General features: G+C 36.7%; 13 protein-coding genes and 1 pseudogene. 6 read left to right on the plus strand and 8 right to left on the minus strand.

All coding sequences use genetic code 11. From position 1 onward, the window contains the following. Positions 1 to 61: 61 nt before the first annotated feature. Genes gltX through D1B17_RS09695 form a run of 4 tightly spaced genes read right to left on the minus strand, consistent with a single transcriptional unit; the run spans position 62 to position 4759 of the window. Positions 62 to 1558: a glutamate--tRNA ligase gene (gltX, locus tag D1B17_RS09680; protein WP_120141915.1), complete on the minus strand. Its 1497-nt coding sequence runs from the start codon at positions 1556 to 1558 to the stop codon at positions 62 to 64. After that, positions 1539 to 2810, minus strand: coding sequence for a PIN/TRAM domain-containing protein (locus tag D1B17_RS09685; protein ID WP_120141914.1), 1272 nt, complete (start codon positions 2808 to 2810; stop codon positions 1539 to 1541). The genes gltX and D1B17_RS09685 overlap by 20 nt, the downstream gene beginning before the upstream one ends. A gap of 13 nt (positions 2811 to 2823) precedes the next feature. Continuing rightward, positions 2824 to 4197 (minus strand): DNA repair protein RadA, encoded by a 1374-nt coding sequence (gene radA / locus D1B17_RS09690; protein WP_120144186.1) that lies wholly within the window; start codon positions 4195 to 4197, stop codon positions 2824 to 2826. Between the two features lie 19 nt (positions 4198 to 4216). Further along, positions 4217 to 4759, minus strand: a complete 543-nt coding sequence (locus D1B17_RS09695; protein ID WP_120141913.1) for a dCTP deaminase/dUTPase family protein — start codon at positions 4757 to 4759, stop codon at positions 4217 to 4219. 592 nt (positions 4760 to 5351) lie between these two features. Between D1B17_RS09695 and D1B17_RS09700 the strand changes: the two genes are divergently transcribed. The 5 genes and pseudogenes from D1B17_RS09700 (at position 5352) to D1B17_RS09720 (ending at position 12843) form a co-directional block, all read left to right on the plus strand. Next, positions 5352 to 5657 carry a GNAT family N-acetyltransferase gene (locus D1B17_RS09700; RefSeq protein WP_120141912.1) on the plus strand — a complete coding sequence of 102 codons (306 nt, stop codon included), beginning with the start codon at positions 5352 to 5354 and terminating at the stop codon, positions 5655 to 5657. Next, on the plus strand, positions 5658 to 6347 hold the full coding sequence (gene rpiA / locus D1B17_RS09705) for a ribose-5-phosphate isomerase RpiA (RefSeq protein ID WP_120141911.1): 690 nt from the start codon (positions 5658 to 5660) through the stop codon (positions 6345 to 6347). A gap of 13 nt (positions 6348 to 6360) precedes the next feature. Continuing rightward, entirely contained in the window at positions 6361 to 7704 is a 1344-nt protein-coding gene (locus tag D1B17_RS09710) for a C1 family peptidase (RefSeq protein ID WP_120141910.1), read from the plus strand. A 507-nt stretch (positions 7705 to 8211) separates the two neighbouring features. Beyond that, positions 8212 to 10634 (plus strand): annotated as a pseudogene (locus D1B17_RS09715) (Xaa-Pro dipeptidyl-peptidase). 124 nt (positions 10635 to 10758) lie between these two features. Further along, on the plus strand, positions 10759 to 12843 hold the full coding sequence (locus D1B17_RS09720; RefSeq protein ID WP_120141909.1) for a KUP/HAK/KT family potassium transporter: 2085 nt from the start codon (positions 10759 to 10761) through the stop codon (positions 12841 to 12843). Positions 12844 to 13032: 189 nt separating this feature from the next. Here D1B17_RS09720 and D1B17_RS09725 read toward each other — a convergent pair whose 3' ends face one another. Next, complete coding sequence (locus tag D1B17_RS09725; RefSeq protein ID WP_120141908.1) at positions 13033 to 13551, minus strand: hypothetical protein; 519 nt, start codon at positions 13549 to 13551, stop codon at positions 13033 to 13035. Between the two features lie 666 nt (positions 13552 to 14217). Beyond that, positions 14218 to 15027, minus strand: a complete 810-nt coding sequence (locus D1B17_RS09730; RefSeq protein ID WP_120141907.1) for a Cof-type HAD-IIB family hydrolase — start codon at positions 15025 to 15027, stop codon at positions 14218 to 14220. Positions 15028 to 15161: 134 nt separating this feature from the next. Between D1B17_RS09730 and D1B17_RS09735 the strand changes: the two genes are divergently transcribed. Then, positions 15162 to 15452, plus strand: coding sequence for a hypothetical protein (locus tag D1B17_RS09735; protein WP_120141906.1), 291 nt, complete (start codon positions 15162 to 15164; stop codon positions 15450 to 15452). Between the two features lie 341 nt (positions 15453 to 15793). Here D1B17_RS09735 and D1B17_RS09740 read toward each other — a convergent pair whose 3' ends face one another. Together D1B17_RS09740 and D1B17_RS09745 are read right to left on the minus strand one after the other, a co-directional pair. After that, positions 15794 to 16651 (minus strand): GRP family sugar transporter, encoded by an 858-nt coding sequence (locus D1B17_RS09740; protein ID WP_120141905.1) that lies wholly within the window; start codon positions 16649 to 16651, stop codon positions 15794 to 15796. Positions 16652 to 16964: 313 nt separating this feature from the next. After that, positions 16965 to 17639, minus strand: a complete 675-nt coding sequence (locus D1B17_RS09745) for a 2,3-bisphosphoglycerate-dependent phosphoglycerate mutase (protein WP_120141904.1) — start codon at positions 17637 to 17639, stop codon at positions 16965 to 16967. Between the last annotated feature and the right edge of the window lie 41 nt (positions 17640 to 17680).

Consider the following 17680-nt stretch of genomic DNA (forward strand, 5'->3'; position numbering starts at 1 on the left):
GGTTGAGGCAAACTAAGTTTTCCTTCAACCTCTTTTCTGTTTTATTTTTATTTGAAACGAACTAGTTCATTTCCTTCAAAGTCTTGTCGATATTAGCAAGGGCTTTTTCTTTACCAAACAATTCGATTGTTTCAGCAATAGCTGGACCATGCATTGTTCTTGTAGCAGCAATTCTAGCTGGCATGTAAAGTTTTCTACCCTTAACACCAGTATCAGCTCTAACTGATTGAATAGCAGCCATAATTTGTGTAGCTGTGAAGCGAGTAATCTTTTCTAACTTACCCTTCAAATCAGTAATAGCAGCCTTGGCATCATCGTCAGCAAGTTCTTTTTGTTCGTCATCAGTTAGATGTTCTGGTTGATTAAAGAAGACATCTGACAAGTCAACGATTTGTTGTGTATAACTCATTTGTGGCATGTAAAGTTCTGTTAAATGTCTGACCCATTGAATTTCATCAGTACTTGGTTCAGCATCAATCCGTTTAGCTTCAATCAAATTACCCAAAACTAAGTCAGTAATTTCACTAACATCAGCTGTCTTAACGTATTGGTTGTTGACCCATTCAAGTTTCTTTTGGTCAAACTTAGCAGGTGATTTGCTCAAACGATGTTCATCAAAAATCTTGATAAATTGCTTACGTGTGAATAATTCATCTTCACCCACTGGAGACCAGCCAAGTAAAGTAATGAAGTTAAACATAGCTTCTGGTAAGTAACCTAATTCACGATATTGTTCGATGAATTGGAGAATTGATTCATCACGTTTACTTAATTTCTTACCAGTTTCAGTATTGATGATAAGTGTCATATGGCCGAACTTAGGTGCTTCCCAGCCAAGGGCATCATAAATCATCAATTGTTTTGGTGTATTAGCAACGTGGTCATCACCACGAAGCACGTGAGAGATTTCCATCAAATGGTCATCAATAACAACCGCAAAGTTGTATGTAGGCATACCGTCACGCTTTTGGATAACCCAATCGCCACCGATAGTGTCTGAACCGATTGAAACTTTACCCTTTACGATATCGTCCCATTCGTAATTTTTAGCATGTGGTACGTGGAATCTGACAACTGGTTGTAAACCAGCATCTTCAGCTTCTTTGATCTTGGCAGCTTTTTCTTCTTCTGTCATACCTGCAAATTCATATTCGTAGTGTGGCATTTGACCATGAGCTTCTTGATCTTCACGCATCTTTGTTAGTTGTTCTTCAGTCAGATATGATTTGTAAGCTAAGCCCTTTTCAAGTAATTCATCAATATATTTTTGATAAATTTCTTTTCTTTCTGATTGACGGTAAGGACCATAATCTCCACCGACATCTGGACCTTCATCCCAATCAACGCCAAGCCATTTAAGGTTTTCTAGTTGACTCTTTGTACCACCTTCAACGTTACGCTTTGTATCTGTATCCTCGATACGGATTACGAAAGTTCCCTTGTGACTACGTGCGAACAAGTAGTTAAAGATAGCTGTTCTAGCATTCCCAATGTGCAAGTGACCTGTTGGACTTGGTGCATATCTTACACGAATTTTGTTATCTGACTTTTTTGCCATTTCTGTGTTCTCCCCTTTTATTTCTCGAGTTGTTCCGATTTGAATTCCGTTTGCCATTACTGTTATGGTTTTTGTTTGAACCGCCATTATTATGGTTATTGGAATTCTCTTTGGCACTACTCTTTTCTTGGATACCATGCATTGAATGCTTAGGCTTTGCGAATATCATTTTACCAGCATCAGTTTGCAATGCACTAGTTACGACGACATCGACATCCTTGTTAATGAAGTATTTACCTTCTTCAACAACGACCATCGTACCATCCTCTAGGTATGCGACACCTTGCTCTCTTTCAGTACCCTCTTTTATAACTTTAACAGTCATCGTTTCTCCTGGCAAAACCATTGGTTTCAAAACTTTGGCTAGTTCGTTAATGTTAAGCACTTGAACATTTTGAAATTCACTTACCTTACTTAAATTATAATCATTTGTGATGACAGCACCACCGATTTCTTTAGCTAATTTAAGCAATTTCATATCCACTTCTGGAATATTATCATAATCACGCGTTGTTGTTTCGTAATTAATCGTTTGATCCATCTTAATTTCATTTAAGATATCTAAACCACGACGTCCACGTTCACGCTTTTGATTATCACTAGAATCGGAAATTAGTTGTAACTCATGAACAACGAAGTCCGGAATCATCAACTTACCTTCCAAAAATCCCGTTTGTGCTAATTGATGAATACGACCATCAATCACCACTGATGTATCCAAAATTTTATATGGATAAAAATCTTTTTTGGCTGAACGACGAGTTACTTCACCCTCAGAAGCAATCTCATTATTCTTATCTGCTGCTGTTTTATTATTATTTCGTTTTGAAATCGAAAAGTTGTTCCAATCATTCCGACGACTCGTTCCCATTCGAAAACCGATCCAGCCAAAAACAATCATTAAAATAACTGGAATAACATTTGAGAACATATTGTGCATCATATAAAACGGAATTGAAATAATATTAGCTAAAACTAAACCACCAATTAAAAATCCTGAGCCATAAATGATCCAGCCGGGTGATCTTGAATTAAGATATTTTTCAATTTGTTGATTCAAATTCAAGATTGGTTTAACAAACAAGAACGACACAAAATAAAATATAATACATCCAATAAGTCCATCAAAATAGCCGTTATTGATAAAAGCAATTCCTGCTAAACCTGATACTTCCCACAAGCTAGGTAAAACGGTAATTCCGACAGCGATACCTAACAGTGCAAAAATTATATTTATTACAATTTTTCGCATAAAAACCTCCTCATTAGAAAATTTTGTTCATTGCATCTGATACTGTACTAACACCGATTATTTGAATTTTATTGTCTTTCGACCAATCACCGAGATTATTCTTGGGAATGAAAATACGCTTAAAGCCTAGTTTTTCGGCTTCATTGACACGCTGATCAATGCGGTTAACGCGACGAACTTCACCTGTCAAACCAACTTCACCAACGAAACAATCTGTTCCAGGAATCCCAGTATTTTTATAACTTGATGCGATTGACATGGCCAAAGCTAAATCAATAGCTGGCTCATCCAACTTTACACCACCAGTCGACTTTAAGTAGGCATCTTGATTTTGAAGCATCAAGTTGCCACGTTTTTCCAACACTGCCATGATCACAGAAACGCGGTTGTGATCTAAACCTGTGGCAGTTCTTTTGGCATTCCCAAAAACTGTTGGTGTGATTAATGATTGGATTTCTACCAAAATTGGTCTCGTACCTTCCATGGAAACAACCACGGCGGAACCATTGGCATCAGCTAAACGTTCTTCCAAAAAGATCTCCGATGGATTAGCAACTTCAACTAAGCCCTTTGTCCGCATTTCAAAAATACCAATCTCATTAGTTGAACCAAAACGATTTTTCACTGAACGCAAAATTCGATAGCTGTGGTGAGTATCCCCTTCAAAGTATAGAACAGTATCAACCATATGTTCCAAAATTTTTGGACCGGCAATGGCCCCACCTTTGGTCACATGACCAACGACAAAAACAGTAATATTTTGTTGTTTAGCAATATTCATTAACTCGGCTGTTACTTCACGAATTTGTGAAACACTACCGACAGCTGAGGTAATTTCTGGCTCATCCATTGTTTGGACAGAATCAATAATCAAATAATCTGGGTGCATTTCATCAATCGTTTCACGGATATAACTCATATCGGTTTGGGGATAAAGGTACAAATTGTCACCCTTGACCCCAATCCGATCGGCACGCATTTTAATTTGTGAAGCACTCTCTTCACCAGAAACATACAAAACTTTACTACCATCTTTGGCCAATTGTCCTGATACTTGTGTTAACAACGTCGATTTACCAATACCAGGATCACCACCAATCAAAATCAATGATCCTGGGACGATACCGCCACCAAGTACTCGGTTTAATTCACCCAAATCAGTTTCAACTCGAGGCTCCTTCTCAAAAGATACCTCATTTAACTTCATAGGCTTTGCTTCAACGTCACTAACTCGACGACTGGGAGTTGCACTAGCTTTGGCAGCTTCTGGATGTTCAACTTCTTCAACCATTTGATTCCAGACACCACAGTTAGGACAACGTCCTAAATACTTTGGTGAAACATAGCCACAATTTTGACATACGAATTTCGTTTTAACTTTTGCCAATAAAATAGTTCCTTTCTTATTATATTCCTGAAGAACCAAATCCTCCATTACGTTTCGTTAATCCGCCTTCATCATTATCAGTTGTTAGATATTTGATGAAAATACCTTGTGCCAAACGTTCACCCTTTTTAACAGTATAATCAACTGGGAAAAAGTTGATCAATTGAACAAACAGTTCTCCCTCGTTGCTTTCATTATTATAATAATCAGCATCAACAACACCAATACCATTAGGAATTGATAAGCCACGCTTCAATGGGTTGCTAGAACGACTGGCAATAATTAACACTTCATCGTCTTGCATATATGCTTTAACACCGGTTGGAACTAAAACTGGTTTAATTGACTTTTGAACTTCAGCAATTTTATCATCATCCATTTTGCCTTTATTGAGCAAAAATTTCAAAACATTGAGCACACCGAACTTCCAAATTGAAGGCACTACAAAATCTTCAGCGCTCTCAATGTCATATCCTGCGGCATTTTTAGTTTGACGAACTGGTAAATTAATATCTTTACCTTCGTATTTTTTTACAATTTCAAATCCACGTTTTTTAGTCAAATCGAAAACTCCTTAAGCATTAGATATCTAAAATAATAGCATTTTAGAAGCTATAAAACTATTCATTACACTGACTTTCTTCTTATAATAGAGTAGTATTATATTAAATTTAACTTAAGGTGGTTTTTTTTGATGCCGCCTCCAGTCGTGATTGAGTCAGTCTGCTGTGGTGACCGCTTGGAGCCAAGGCCTCTAGGCTCGATTTTGAGCTTTGACAATTTGCAAATCTCAAAACTCGTCCCGTGCTGTAAGAACGGAAAATCACCGTCCTAACACCACCACTGCTAACTAACTCAATCACGACTTCCAGCTAACTTAATTGAATGATTACTAGATAATGATTATAAATTGATAATTAAACAATTAAATTCCATAGTAATTTAGCTGGAGGGAGGGAGAATTGTTATCCAGCAGTGATAGCGGAGTTAGAGCTTTAGCTCTTACTCCACGGACGTATTTTGAGACTTGCGGTTTGTGCAAGGCTCAAAATCGAGGTCTGAGACCTTGGCTCAGACCGGTCCCACAGCAGGATAACAATTCTCCCTTCCGGAAGCGGCATCCCTTAGTTAATTAAAAAGCAGGAGGTAATTTTATGGAAATGAAACATGAGGACGGTCGTTTCTTTCTTGAAGATAATGACGAAATGATTGGTGAAATCACTTATTCCGCTGTTAAAGATGGAGTTATTTCACTTGATCACACTTATGTCAGCGATTCATATCGTGGACAAGGATTGGCTGGTAAACTTTTGAACGCTGCTTTAGATTTTGCTGATTTGAAGGGGCTCAAAATCGTCCCAGTTTGTGAGTACGCTAAAGCTACTTTTGAAAGAAAACCAGAAATCAGATTTTTGTTAGCTGAAAATTACCAAGAGCTATTAAAAAAGGGGGAAAATTAGTTGGATCAAAATGAATTAAAGAAAGCCGTTGGCATCAAGTCTGTTGACTACATCAAGAGTGATTCTGTTGTCGGACTAGGTACTGGTTCTACTGTTTATTATATGATTGAGGAACTTGGCAAACGTTATCAAGCCGGTGAAATTAAAAATATCGTTGCGGTGACAACTTCATCCCGTTCAGAAAAACAAGCTAAATCTTTAGGTATTCCAACCAAAGATTTAAATGATGTTGATCATATTGACTTAACAATTGATGGTGCCGACCAAATCGATAAAAACTACCAAGGTATTAAAGGTGGCGGTGCTGCCCACTTACTTGAAAAAATGGTTGCAACTAATTCCACCAAAAACATTTGGATCGTCGACCAATCAAAATTGGCTGACACTTTGGGAAGTTTTCCATTACCACTTGAAGTTATTCCTTTCGGTTGTGAAAAGACTTTTGTCGATCTTCAAAAAGAAGACTTGCATCCTGAATTCCGTTTAGATGATAAAGGCGACCGTGTTTTAACACATAATAAAAATTACGTTATTGATTTAAAGATGGGCGAAATTAAGCACCCTCATCTACTAGCCGATTGGTTAGATCATCAAGTTGGAATAGTTGCACATGGACTATTTCTTGATATAGTTAATACTATTATCGTTGGTTATGACGATGGACCTAAAGTAATTGAAAATATCAGATAGAGGAGATTATTGTATGACTAAAGAAATCACATCATCAGAATTAGATAAATTTAAAACTGCATTTGAAAACACACCTGGTTCTTCTGCAATTAAAAATGCAGTAGCTAACAACGGTTTGTTCAAATCAAGTGAAACAATGGCTTCAAAAGTTGCCATGGACCCTACTTTCTCAGTTGAAATTGATACTGGTAAAGTTGCCGATCAAAAGCAATCTGGATTATGCTGGGTTTTCGCAGCATTGAACACAATGAGACACCCTCTTCAAGATAATTTCAAAATTAAGGGATTCGAATTATCACAAGGCTACATGCTTTTCTGGGATAAACTAGAAAAATCAAATTACTTCTTTGAAAATGTTATCAACACAGCTGCCCTACCTACTGGCGACCGTAAAGTTGACTTTTTAATGGCAACACCTCAACAAGACGGTGGTCAATGGGATATGGTTATGGCACTAGTTCAAAAATATGGTGTTGTTCCTAAGGCTGTTATGCCAGATACATTCAGTCGTACAAACTCTTCCGAACTAAATAATGTTCTTAATAAAAAATTACGTAAAGATGCTATTATCTTGCGTGACCTTGTTAATGATAATAAATCTGCTGAAGATATCGAACGTAAGAAGAATGAACTTCTAAGCGAAATCTACAAGATTTTGGTTTACACAGTTGGCGTTCCACCTACCAAATTCGACTGGGCTTACCGTGACGATGATAAAAATTATCACAAAGAAACAGGTATCACACCTCAAGAATTCTTCAAGAAATATGTTGGCTGGGACTTAGACAGTTATATCTCAACAATCAACGCCCCAACAGCTGACAAACCATACAATCACGTTTATACCGTTGAAATGTTAGGTAATGTCGTTGGTGGTCGCCAAGTACGCCACTTGAACCTTGAAATCAATGACTTCAAGAAGTTAGCTGTTAAACAACTCCAAGCCGGCGAAACTGTTTGGTTCGGTAGTGATGTTGGTCAAAGTTCAGACCGTAAGATTGGTATCATGGATACAAACATTTATGATCTTGAAGGCCTACTAAATACCGACTTGAAGATGACCAAAGCAGAACGCCTTGATTACATCGAAAGTATGATGACACACGCCATGGTTATTACAGGTGTTGACTTAGACGAAAATGGTAACCCATTGAAGTGGAAAGTTGAAAACTCATGGGGTGAAAAAGTTGGAACTAAAGGTTACTTCGTAATGAGCGACTCATGGTTCGATGAATTCGTTTATCAACTAGTTATCAACAAGAAATACTTACCAGAAGATCTTAAGAATACCTTTGAAACAGAATCAAAAGATCCAAAAGTATTGGCACCATGGGATCCAATGGGCGCATTAGCTTAATATCTAAATATCAAAAATAAATCAAAAGAAGTCCTCGAAAGCTCAGAACAAAAGGTTCTAGTTTCTGGGACTTCTTTTTTATAAATAACGATAGTTTCATACATTTCATAGTTCAATGAATTTAAATTAAATAACTAAAAGTTAGAAATTTAAAAATATACTTTAAGTATGGTGCTCTAATCTTTAAGGCAATAAAAATAGTAATCTGCAAATTCAACATGCTGTATAAAAAACAACGAATAAACTAGCCAGAGGGAGCAATGAAATCAGGACGCTGTGAAAGTGGCGTTAGCTTTAGCTCTTACACCACGGGACGAACTTTGAAACTCGCGGTCTTTGCGAGGTTCAAAGTCGAGATTCGAGACCTTGGCTCGAATCGGTCCCCACAGCGACCTGATTTCATTGTTCCTGGAGGCGGCATGCCTAACTTAATATCTTTCAGTAAACAGGTAAAAACTTCCCCACTGCTCTATAATAAAATTAATATCTAATAAAGGAGTTGTTTCTATGAAAAATAACCAATTTGCAATTCGTCCAACAGACTTTACAGATCAATTAAAAGAGCTGACTGAAATTGGATTCCTTGATAAAGATAATGAATCTGAAACCAATCCGATTCAATTGTGGATCAGTTTTTTAAGTAAAAGTTTTTTAGAAGCTAAAACTTCCTCAACTTTTGAAGAAGAATTAAAAACTTATATGGCAACACCAGAACAAAATTTAAATGATTACTTAGATTCAGCGACACATGTTTCAGTTACCGCTTTTTATAATGTAGCGTTACAACTTTTAAAATTTAACCCAGACGTTGATTTTTCATTCTCTGATCCTTTGGCCGCAATGAAGAAAATCCAATTGATGATTGCTGATCATAACGGCGATACATTTACGATTGAAGAATTAAAATCTGCTTGGTATTGGTTATTGGCAACTCATAATAAAGTTGGTCAAACTTATCTTGACTCACTTGCTACTAAAGGATATTTCACTAAATTTTATGGCAAAGTAACTAAGCCGCTATTATTCAATGGTAAAACCTTACCCGTCTTTGATCCACATGAATTAATTCGTGAAGTTGTCTATGTTGAATCTCCACAAGACAGTGACCATGACGGCAAACGTGACCTTTTAAAAGCTGAGATTTTGCGTCCCAGTGAAACTGAAAATGGCTTGAAAGTCCCAGTTCTTTACACAGCCAGCCCATACAACCAAGGAACTAATGATGAAACTGGTGAAAAACTCACCCATAACGTCAACGTACCTTTAACACGTAAAACACCAAACAATCTTCAATACTCTGACATTGAGTATCATAACGATGACCCAATAATTCCCGAGCCAAGAACGGTTAACGGTGAAACAAAACGTGCTGAACAAACTTTTGCTCGTGAAAGTTCTTATACATTAAATGATTACTTCTTAGCCCGTGGCTTTGCCGTTGTCTACATGGCCGGTATCGGAACCAAAGATTCAGATGGCTTTAGAACAACTGGTGATCCTGAAGAGACTACTTCAACTGTTTCAATCATTAAATGGCTAACTGGTCAATTACCTGCCTTTACTAATCGAACTGACAATATTGAAATCAAAGCATGGTGGTCTAATAAAAAAGTCGCCATGACTGGTCGCTCATACTTAGGAACCTTAGCCACAGCCGCTGCTACTACTGGTGTTACTGGACTCAAAACAGTTATCAGTGAAGCCGCTATCTCTAGTTGGTATGACTACTATCGTGACGGTGGTTTAGTCATTGCCCTGGTGGTTTTCCGGGCGAAGATGCCGATGTTTTAGCTGAAGAAACTTTCAGTCGACGCCTCCAACCTGGTGATTTCCACAACATTAAAGACAAGTGGTCAAACCAAGTTAAAGCTATTGAAAAAGGTCAAGATCGTACCACAGGTGATTACAATACTTTCTGGGACGCTCGTAACTATCATAAGAACTTCAAAAATATTACGGCAGATGTTTTCATGGTCCATGGTCTGAATGATTGGAACGTTAAGCCTCGTAATGTTGAACGTCTTTGGAACGGAATCAAACATAACGGCGTTACGCAAAAGCTCATCTTGCATCAAGGCCAACATATTTATATCAATGCTTTTCGTTCGATTGACTATAACGATATCATCAATCTCTGGTTGACTTATGAACTACTCGGTATCGATAACCAAGCAAAGGAAATCATTCCTAATGTTATTATCCAAGATAATACGAAGCCAGAAAATTGGATAACTTGCAAAGACTGGTCTAACGCCGAAAATTCACAAATTAAATATAATTTATCAATTGATAAATTAACAACTGAACCTGTTACAGAAAATCTTCAAACATTCCAAGATCATTTAGATCAAACCATCTTTGACAATTATGCCAAGCATAACGATACTTGGGAGCAAAATCTAGTTGCGGCTGACGATAAACTATCCGATAACCAACTAATTTATAAGACCAACCGCCTATCCGACGATTTAACAATTGATGGTAAAGTCAGCTTGAATCTGAAAGTCAGTTCAAGTAACGATATTGGATTACTTAGTTTCCAATTAATTGACTACGGTGATGCCAAACGCTTAACCGTTTCTCCAACTTTATTAGCTAAAAATAGTCTAGCTGAAACTTACGACTGGCGTGAGGATGACTTACGAGAATTTACAACTGCTGCCTCAACCCCATTCAAAATGATCACTAAAGGTCATATAAACTTACAGAATCGTGAAAATAACTATAAAGTAGATGAACTAAAGCCAAATATTTTCTATAATGTTGGTGTTGAACTACAACCAACATTTTATAAGTTGCTCAAGGGACATCAATTAGGTTTGATTGTTTATGCCACTGACTTTGGTATGACCGTTCGTGGCAATCAAAATATCAAATACACAGTTCAAGCAAATGATTCTTCATTAGTGGTTCCAATTCAAACAGATTAATACCATTATCAAGTGATTGCTTTGATATATAGCGAAACCCACTAGACCAAAATTAAGTGGTTTCATACTAGCAATTCTAATGTTATAATCGCGGTTGAACTGTTTATTTTTGGAGATTATTTATATGGAAAAGACACAACTAAATTCATTGAAGAATAACCCCCATTCAAAGAAAAGTGTTGCAGGATTCCTAATTGCTTTGGGAATCGTATATGGGGACATTGGTACTTCTCCTCTATACGTTATGCACTCTTTGATGGTTGGGAATGGTGGACTGGAAAAAATGTCCACCAACTTTATTCTAGGCAGTGTTTCATTAATTTTTTGGACACTGACTTTAGTCACGACAATTAAGTATGTTTTAATTGCTCTTCGTGCTGATAACCGAGGTGAAGGTGGAATTTTTGCCCTCTATACCTTAGTCAGGAAACGCGCTAAGTGGCTGATCATTCCGGCTATGGTCGGTGGGGCAACCTTCTTAGCCGATGGTATGATGACACCAGCTGTTACTGTTACAGCCGCCATTGAAGGTTTAAAGGGCATTGCGATACACAACACTGTCCTAATCAGTACGCAAAACCAGGTAATCATAGTCACGCTGATTATTTTGTCGACCCTCTTCTTTATCCAAAGATTTGGTACACAATTAATTGGTCGTGCCTTTGGTCCCATCATGTTGATATGGTTCGCATTCCTTGGATTAATGGGAATTCTTAACCTTTCATCTGACTGGTCAATGATCAGAGCTTTGAATCCGTACTATGCTTTTGAATTACTCAGAAGTCCAATCAATATTCGTGGCGTCTTCATCCTAGGTAGTATTTTCCTTGCTACTACTGGTGCTGAAGCCCTTTATTCTGATATGGGACACGTTGGTCGACCAAATATTTATACTAGTTGGCCTTTCGTTAAAATCTGTCTGTTACTAAGTTATTTAGGACAAGCTACATGGATTTTGAGTGTAAAGGATAATCACGCACTTCAAAACATGGGTTCAGCGATGAATCCGTTCTACCAATCCATTCCTGCTGACTTCAGACTCTTTGGAATCTTCCTCTCAGCTATGGCAGCTATCATTGCTTCTCAAGCATTGATCTCTGGTTCTTACACATTGGTATCTGAAGCTACTAAGTTGAAGATTTTCCCAAGATTGAAAACTTACTATCCAACTAACTTCAAGGGTCAACTTTATATCCCAACAGTTAACTCAATTATCTGGGTCGTTTGTTTGTTCATTGTTTTCTATTTCAAAACTTCAGAAAACATGTCAAATGCCTATGGTCTAGAAATTACTATCACAATGCTTATGACAACAATTTTGCTCCATCAATGGTTGTTGATGAAACGTGCCAACCGGATTTTTACAACGGTTATTATCAGTTTCTTCTTTATCATTGAAAGTATCTTCTTCGTAACTAACAGTAGTAAATTTATTCACGGTGCTTACATTACAATGTTTATTGCCGCTTTACTTATTGCTGTTATGTTCATTTGGAGATACGGCGAACGTCTCAAAGACGATAACACTTACCGGAGCCACTTTGTTTCATTACTAGCTTTTAAACATCAATTAAACGATTTAAGAAAAGATCCAAGTTACCCACTTTACACTACTAACTTGGTTTACCTAACAAAGATTCACGACGGTTATCGTATTAAAAAGAATATTCTTTATTCAATTCTTGATAAACGTCCAAAACGAGCTCAAGTTTATTGGTTTGTAACAGTTAATGTTACTGACGAACCTTATACTGCAGCTTATAGTGTTGAAACTTTTGATACTGACTACATGGTCAGCGTTCAACTTTACTTAGGCTTCAGAGTTGACCAAAAGGTTAACGTTTACTTACGTCAAGTTGTTAACGATATGATGTCAAATGGTGAAATCAAGCCACAACCACAGAAATATACAACTATTCCTGATCGTGATGTTGGTGACTTCTCATTTGCTATTATTAAAGAAGTTCTCTCACCAGATACGAAAATCAGTAGTTTGAAGAAGAGTGTTATTCATATGCGCTTCTTCCTACAAAAGTTTATTTCACCAGCTAACTGGTTTGGACTATCATACAGTGATGTAGTTGAAGAACGTGTTCCATTAGTTCTTGGTAAAGTTTCACTCAATCGATTACGCCTCGTCCGTAAAGATCGCTCAGCCTTGAAAGATATTAAAGTTGACGAAGAAATCGACGATGACGACGAAGATTAAAGAGTGGGACAAAACAGTTTCAGCTTTCGAACATTAAAACAAAAGGCACCAGTAATCCGATTTTGGATTGCTGGTGCCTTTTGACTTAAGGGGAAAAACTGTGTTTTGTTCCACGTTTATGCTGCACGTTTAAGACAAAAATAGTTATGTCACAGCCCTTACTTTTTTATATTCTAACGGACAAAAATTCTATACTTGTAAAACTTGAACTGTTTTTTGATGGAGCTTATTCGTAATAAAATCAACAACCCATTCAACATCCTTACCTGGTTCTCCTGATTTCAACAAGTTCCAAGATAAATCCAAGGCGACATTATGACCGTTATCCAATTTCAATAAAATATAATGTGGCGTCCACTTATCGGCTTTTTTGGAAACTACTAGCGAATACGACATAATATTATCAAATGAGACGGATTTTTGCTTTTTCACAACTGGTAAGAATATAGCTTGAATCCGTTTCGTCCAAGTACTGTAATCGTAATATGAGACAGCTCCTTCAGAAATCTTCCAGCACCCATAAAGACTAGGTAGATAACGTGGATAAATGATGACGCTCTGAATCAAGAAAGCAATCACTCCTACGACAATGCCCAGCAACAAATCATGTTTTAATAAAATATAAATAAAAGTCCCAATTGCAGTACCAAAAATTAGACTATTAAACAGAGGTTTCCAATTTAACTTACGTGCAAAAACCTTCACCATTTTTATCGCCTACCTTTATTAAGAAACCAGTAAATTCTGTTAATTATTAGTTGATTAATAATTTTAAATTAAAAATAGACTGTCTCAATACTTTTAGCAAAGATAAAGCCCACTGATAGACAATTTGTCATGTCATGAAGCCCCTTATAGCAAGAAAATATATCGCCCATTCCCCTTAAACCAAACAAGACTAGCAACCCAAAATTGGATTACTAGTCTTGTTTGGTTTAACACTCATTTTATCTAAATCATCTTAAAGCTTATTTTTCGTCTCTGAGTACATTTTAAATATGTGTATTTCTCTCATATGGCAACAACATCAAAACTCTCTTAGAACTAATTTTTAAGCTATCTATCATTACAACTAGATATTTAACTAAAGACTGGAGAATTGCGAACATACTTTAAGCACTGTTACTCTTATCCTTATTGACACAGAAGTAGCCGAGTTTAAGACATAACTCAAACCAACGAATACACTAGCCGGAAGGAGCAAGGAAATTAGGTCACTGTGAAAGTGGCGTTAGCACTTTAGTGCTTACACTACGGGACGAATTTTGAGACTTGCGGTTTATGCAAGGCTCAAAATCGATCCTGGAGACCTTGGCTCCAGGCAGTCCCCACAGCGACCAAATTTCCTTGCTCCTGGAGGCGGCAAACCCAACGTCACTTATCTGTTAAATAATTCAAAATCCCGTATGCCACTCCGTCGTTATCATTATCTTTCGTTACATATTTAGCGTATTCTTTAACACCTGGCAGAGCGTTATCCATCACAATTGGTGTACCAACTTGCTTTAGCATGACTAAATCGTTATAACCATCACCAAAAGCTGCTAAATCATCTTTGGCCAATTCTTCCAACTCTTGAATATACTGAACCCCACGGGATTTTTTGGCTAAATTATCTGTAATTTCCAAATAATTTCTTGCTGATTGCGTGACTGCGAGTCCAGCCTTATTTAGATGTTGTAGTTTTTCATTTAATGCTTTCATTTCTGCATCATCAAACGAAATCAGCATAATTTTAAAAATTTTTAAGTCAGTCTGTTTTAGTAAAGAAACAAAATCAACAATAACTGGGTCGAAATCACAAACCTGTGCTTCATATTCAATACCCTTATCGACTTTTTCAATGTACCAATTCTCCAAATCATACAAAGAACAGCTAATGTCCGGAAAATCTTGTCTCAGAATCGTCAGGACTTGTTTAATGCCCTCTGGATTAATTGGAGTTTCCTGTAAAACTTTCTTACCATTTGGTGTTTGTTGAAAAATCAGGCCACCATTGAAAGCTATTTGAGGTTCATGTAATTCAAGGTCAGCAATGGATTCAACCATTTCTTGTGGTGAGCGAGCCGAAACCAATGTAAACGGAATTTGGCTTTCCTTAATTGTCTTGATAGTATTTTCACTAATTTTACAGTTGCTTTGTAACAAGGTCCCATCCATGTCAGAAAAGATATGTTTGATCAATTTGTTCTCCTCCTAAATCGCATTAATTCTCGAACTAGTTCGATACAAATCTGATTTTTTTACGCTCTATCCTTGCCTTAAAACGCGTTCTACATCTTATGATAAAGGTGAATCAAGAAAGGGACGTGAAAATTATGTTTGCATACATTCAAATCATTAATCAAAAATCAGGTATCAACTACGGCTATGTTAGCTTTAAGTTCTCAAATAATAATCTCTATATCTCAGCACTAAAAGGTATCGTTAATACCGATAAAATCACTATCCCTATTTCTGAAATTACCGATATTGATGAAGATACTTATTATGGCTGGAATAGAATTAAGTTTAATTATAACGGAAAGCGCTTTATTTTCCTATATAGTGGCTATGGTGAATTTGACTACTTAAGGAAAAACATGATGGGAGCTATCAGTATTAATTAAACATGCCACCTCCAGAAGCAAAAAAATTTAGGTCGCTATGGGGACCGACTTGAGCCAAAGAACGGTCTCAAGTCTCGCTTTTGAACTTCGCAAAGTACGCGAATTTCAAAAGTCGTCCCGTGGTGTAATGGTCGCGACCATTACACCACTTGCACAGCGACCTAAATTTTTTGCTTCCTCCGGTTAATTTATTCTCTGTTTGGAATATTCTTACCTTTACAGCATCGATGACTGTTCAAAATATTTTTATCAATCAATTGTCTGCTAAAGATACAAAAAAAGGATAAACTTTGAGATTTTATCCTTCTCAAAATCTATCCATCTTTTTTTAATATCTTTAACTATGCAAATGACGTAGCAACACTACCAACGACGATAAGGACAATTCCCAAAATCGTAAAGGTTAGTTCGTGGCGGCTCTTACGTTCATGAAGTACGAAAATACCACCAAATGTTCCGATCACTACGTTTAGTTGTGTCCAAATGAAAGCTGATGTATTACCGTTTGCCTTAGCTGAGAAAATGTAAGCAAAAGCAGCGATTCCCCAAGCAACACCGGCAATAATATTTTGATATTGTTCTTTTTGTTTAAATGAATTCTTATCGGTAAATAAAGCGTAAATAATTGATCCTAATAAGATTCCTAACATTTCAGGTAGAAAAATTCCAGTTGAACTTTCTGCCTTAACAATTGGCATATTTGGAAATGATGAGTAGATCCAAAAACCTACGGTTGTACATAATAGGAAGAGGGCATCTTTTAATTGCATCTTTTGACCATCAGTACTATCAGATACTGAGGTCAACAATGCACCTACTACAACAATAGCTAAAGCAATGATTCCGATAACCTTGGCTTGTGCACCTGCCCAATCACCGAAAATCAACATCCCGATAATCGAATTACCAACTAATTGAAAGACAGTTGATAATGGAACTGTTCCTGAAACGCCAATACGCTTGAAAGAAATAAATTGTCCAATTTGTCCGATTGTCCACAAAGCGCCACAAAGAACTGAGAACCAAAAGGCTTGAGCGCTTACACTCGGTTGTGTAACGAGGAATGAAATTAACCCAACAATGGTGGCACCGGCACCGATACCGAACATTTGGTTAACTGGGGATCCCCCAACTTTTCCAGTAATGATTGGCATAAAGCCCCAACCAAGCGCTGGAATTAAAGCAATTAAAATATTCATTATGAAACTCCTTCTTGTTTTAACTGAATATTAGTAATAATCATTTTTTAACGTGGTATATTTTGATTGGCATAAAGAATTTTGTGTTTCTTATTAATACAATCTCTATTACTCGTGCTGAATATTATTACAATTAATTTGTCTAAATCAGTCGAGTTGGCACAAAAAAATGTCATGACTTATCTAGACCATTTTAATAGTTTAACGCATTTCAAAAAAATTGAAAGCATTTTCTTCAAAAAATCAAAAAAAATGAAAGTGCATCCAAAGTCTTTCTCGACTTCAATACTACTTTCATAATTTTCAAATTAATTTATTTTTCAACACGATTACTGCTGACAATATTTAGTTTTTCATCAAATTCATAAATCAAAGGTTTTCCATTTTCGACTTCAACACCATCAATATCTTGATCACTAATACCTTCAATATACTTGATCAAAGCTCTGATAGTACTTCCATGAGCAACAATCAATTGATTCTTGTTATCCAGTAGTTCTGGTGCCACATGATCAACATAATATGGAATGATTCGTTGATAAGCTTCATATAAGCTTTCTGCAACTGGCATAATACTAGACTCGTAGTATTTATATGGGCCAACGTTTGGATCAGGCTTTTTCAATTCTGGTGGAACAGAATAAAAACTTCGCCGCCATTGATGCACTTGTGCTACACCAAATTCTCTTCTAGTAGCATCTTTATTTTGACCACGTAAAGCTCCGTAATGACGTTCATTTAAGCGCCAAGTTTTAGTAATCGGCACGTAATTAAGGTTCAAATCATCTTGAATGATATAAGCTGTGATAATAGCTCTTTGTAACACAGATGTATGTACATGATCAAAATAAAAACCCTGTAATTTTTTTGCAGCCACGTGAGCTTGGACAACACCCTCTTGCGTCAAACCAACGTTATTCCACCCTGTATATTGATTTAAAGCATTAGCAATACTCTCTCCATGCCTGACCATGACAAGTTTTACCATATTACGACATTCCCAACTTTCATATAGAATTACCTACTAAT

The organism is Companilactobacillus zhachilii (genome assembly GCF_003606365.2).
Lineage (GTDB): Bacteria > Bacillota > Bacilli > Lactobacillales > Lactobacillaceae > Companilactobacillus > Companilactobacillus zhachilii.

Excerpts from the sequence above, each read along its gene's own strand:
- D1B17_RS09745 (WP_120141904.1), bottom strand. The coding sequence starts at position 17,639 with ATGGTAAAACTTGTCATGGTCAGGCATGGAGAGAGTATTGCTAATGCT.
- D1B17_RS09725 (WP_120141908.1), bottom strand. The coding sequence starts at position 13,551 with ATGGTGAAGGTTTTTGCACGTAAGTTAAATTGGAAACCTCTGTTTAAT.
- D1B17_RS09685 (WP_120141914.1), bottom strand. The coding sequence starts at position 2,810 with ATGCGAAAAATTGTAATAAATATAATTTTTGCACTGTTAGGTATCGCT.
- D1B17_RS09710 (WP_120141910.1), top strand. The coding sequence starts at position 6,361 with ATGACTAAAGAAATCACATCATCAGAATTAGATAAATTTAAAACTGCA.
- D1B17_RS09735 (WP_120141906.1), top strand. The coding sequence starts at position 15,162 with ATGTTTGCATACATTCAAATCATTAATCAAAAATCAGGTATCAACTAC.
- gltX (WP_120141915.1), bottom strand. The coding sequence starts at position 1,558 with ATGGCAAAAAAGTCAGATAACAAAATTCGTGTAAGATATGCACCAAGT.
- D1B17_RS09700 (WP_120141912.1), top strand. The coding sequence starts at position 5,352 with ATGGAAATGAAACATGAGGACGGTCGTTTCTTTCTTGAAGATAATGAC.
- D1B17_RS09740 (WP_120141905.1), bottom strand. The coding sequence starts at position 16,651 with ATGAATATTTTAATTGCTTTAATTCCAGCGCTTGGTTGGGGCTTTATG.
- D1B17_RS09720 (WP_120141909.1), top strand. The coding sequence starts at position 10,759 with ATGGAAAAGACACAACTAAATTCATTGAAGAATAACCCCCATTCAAAG.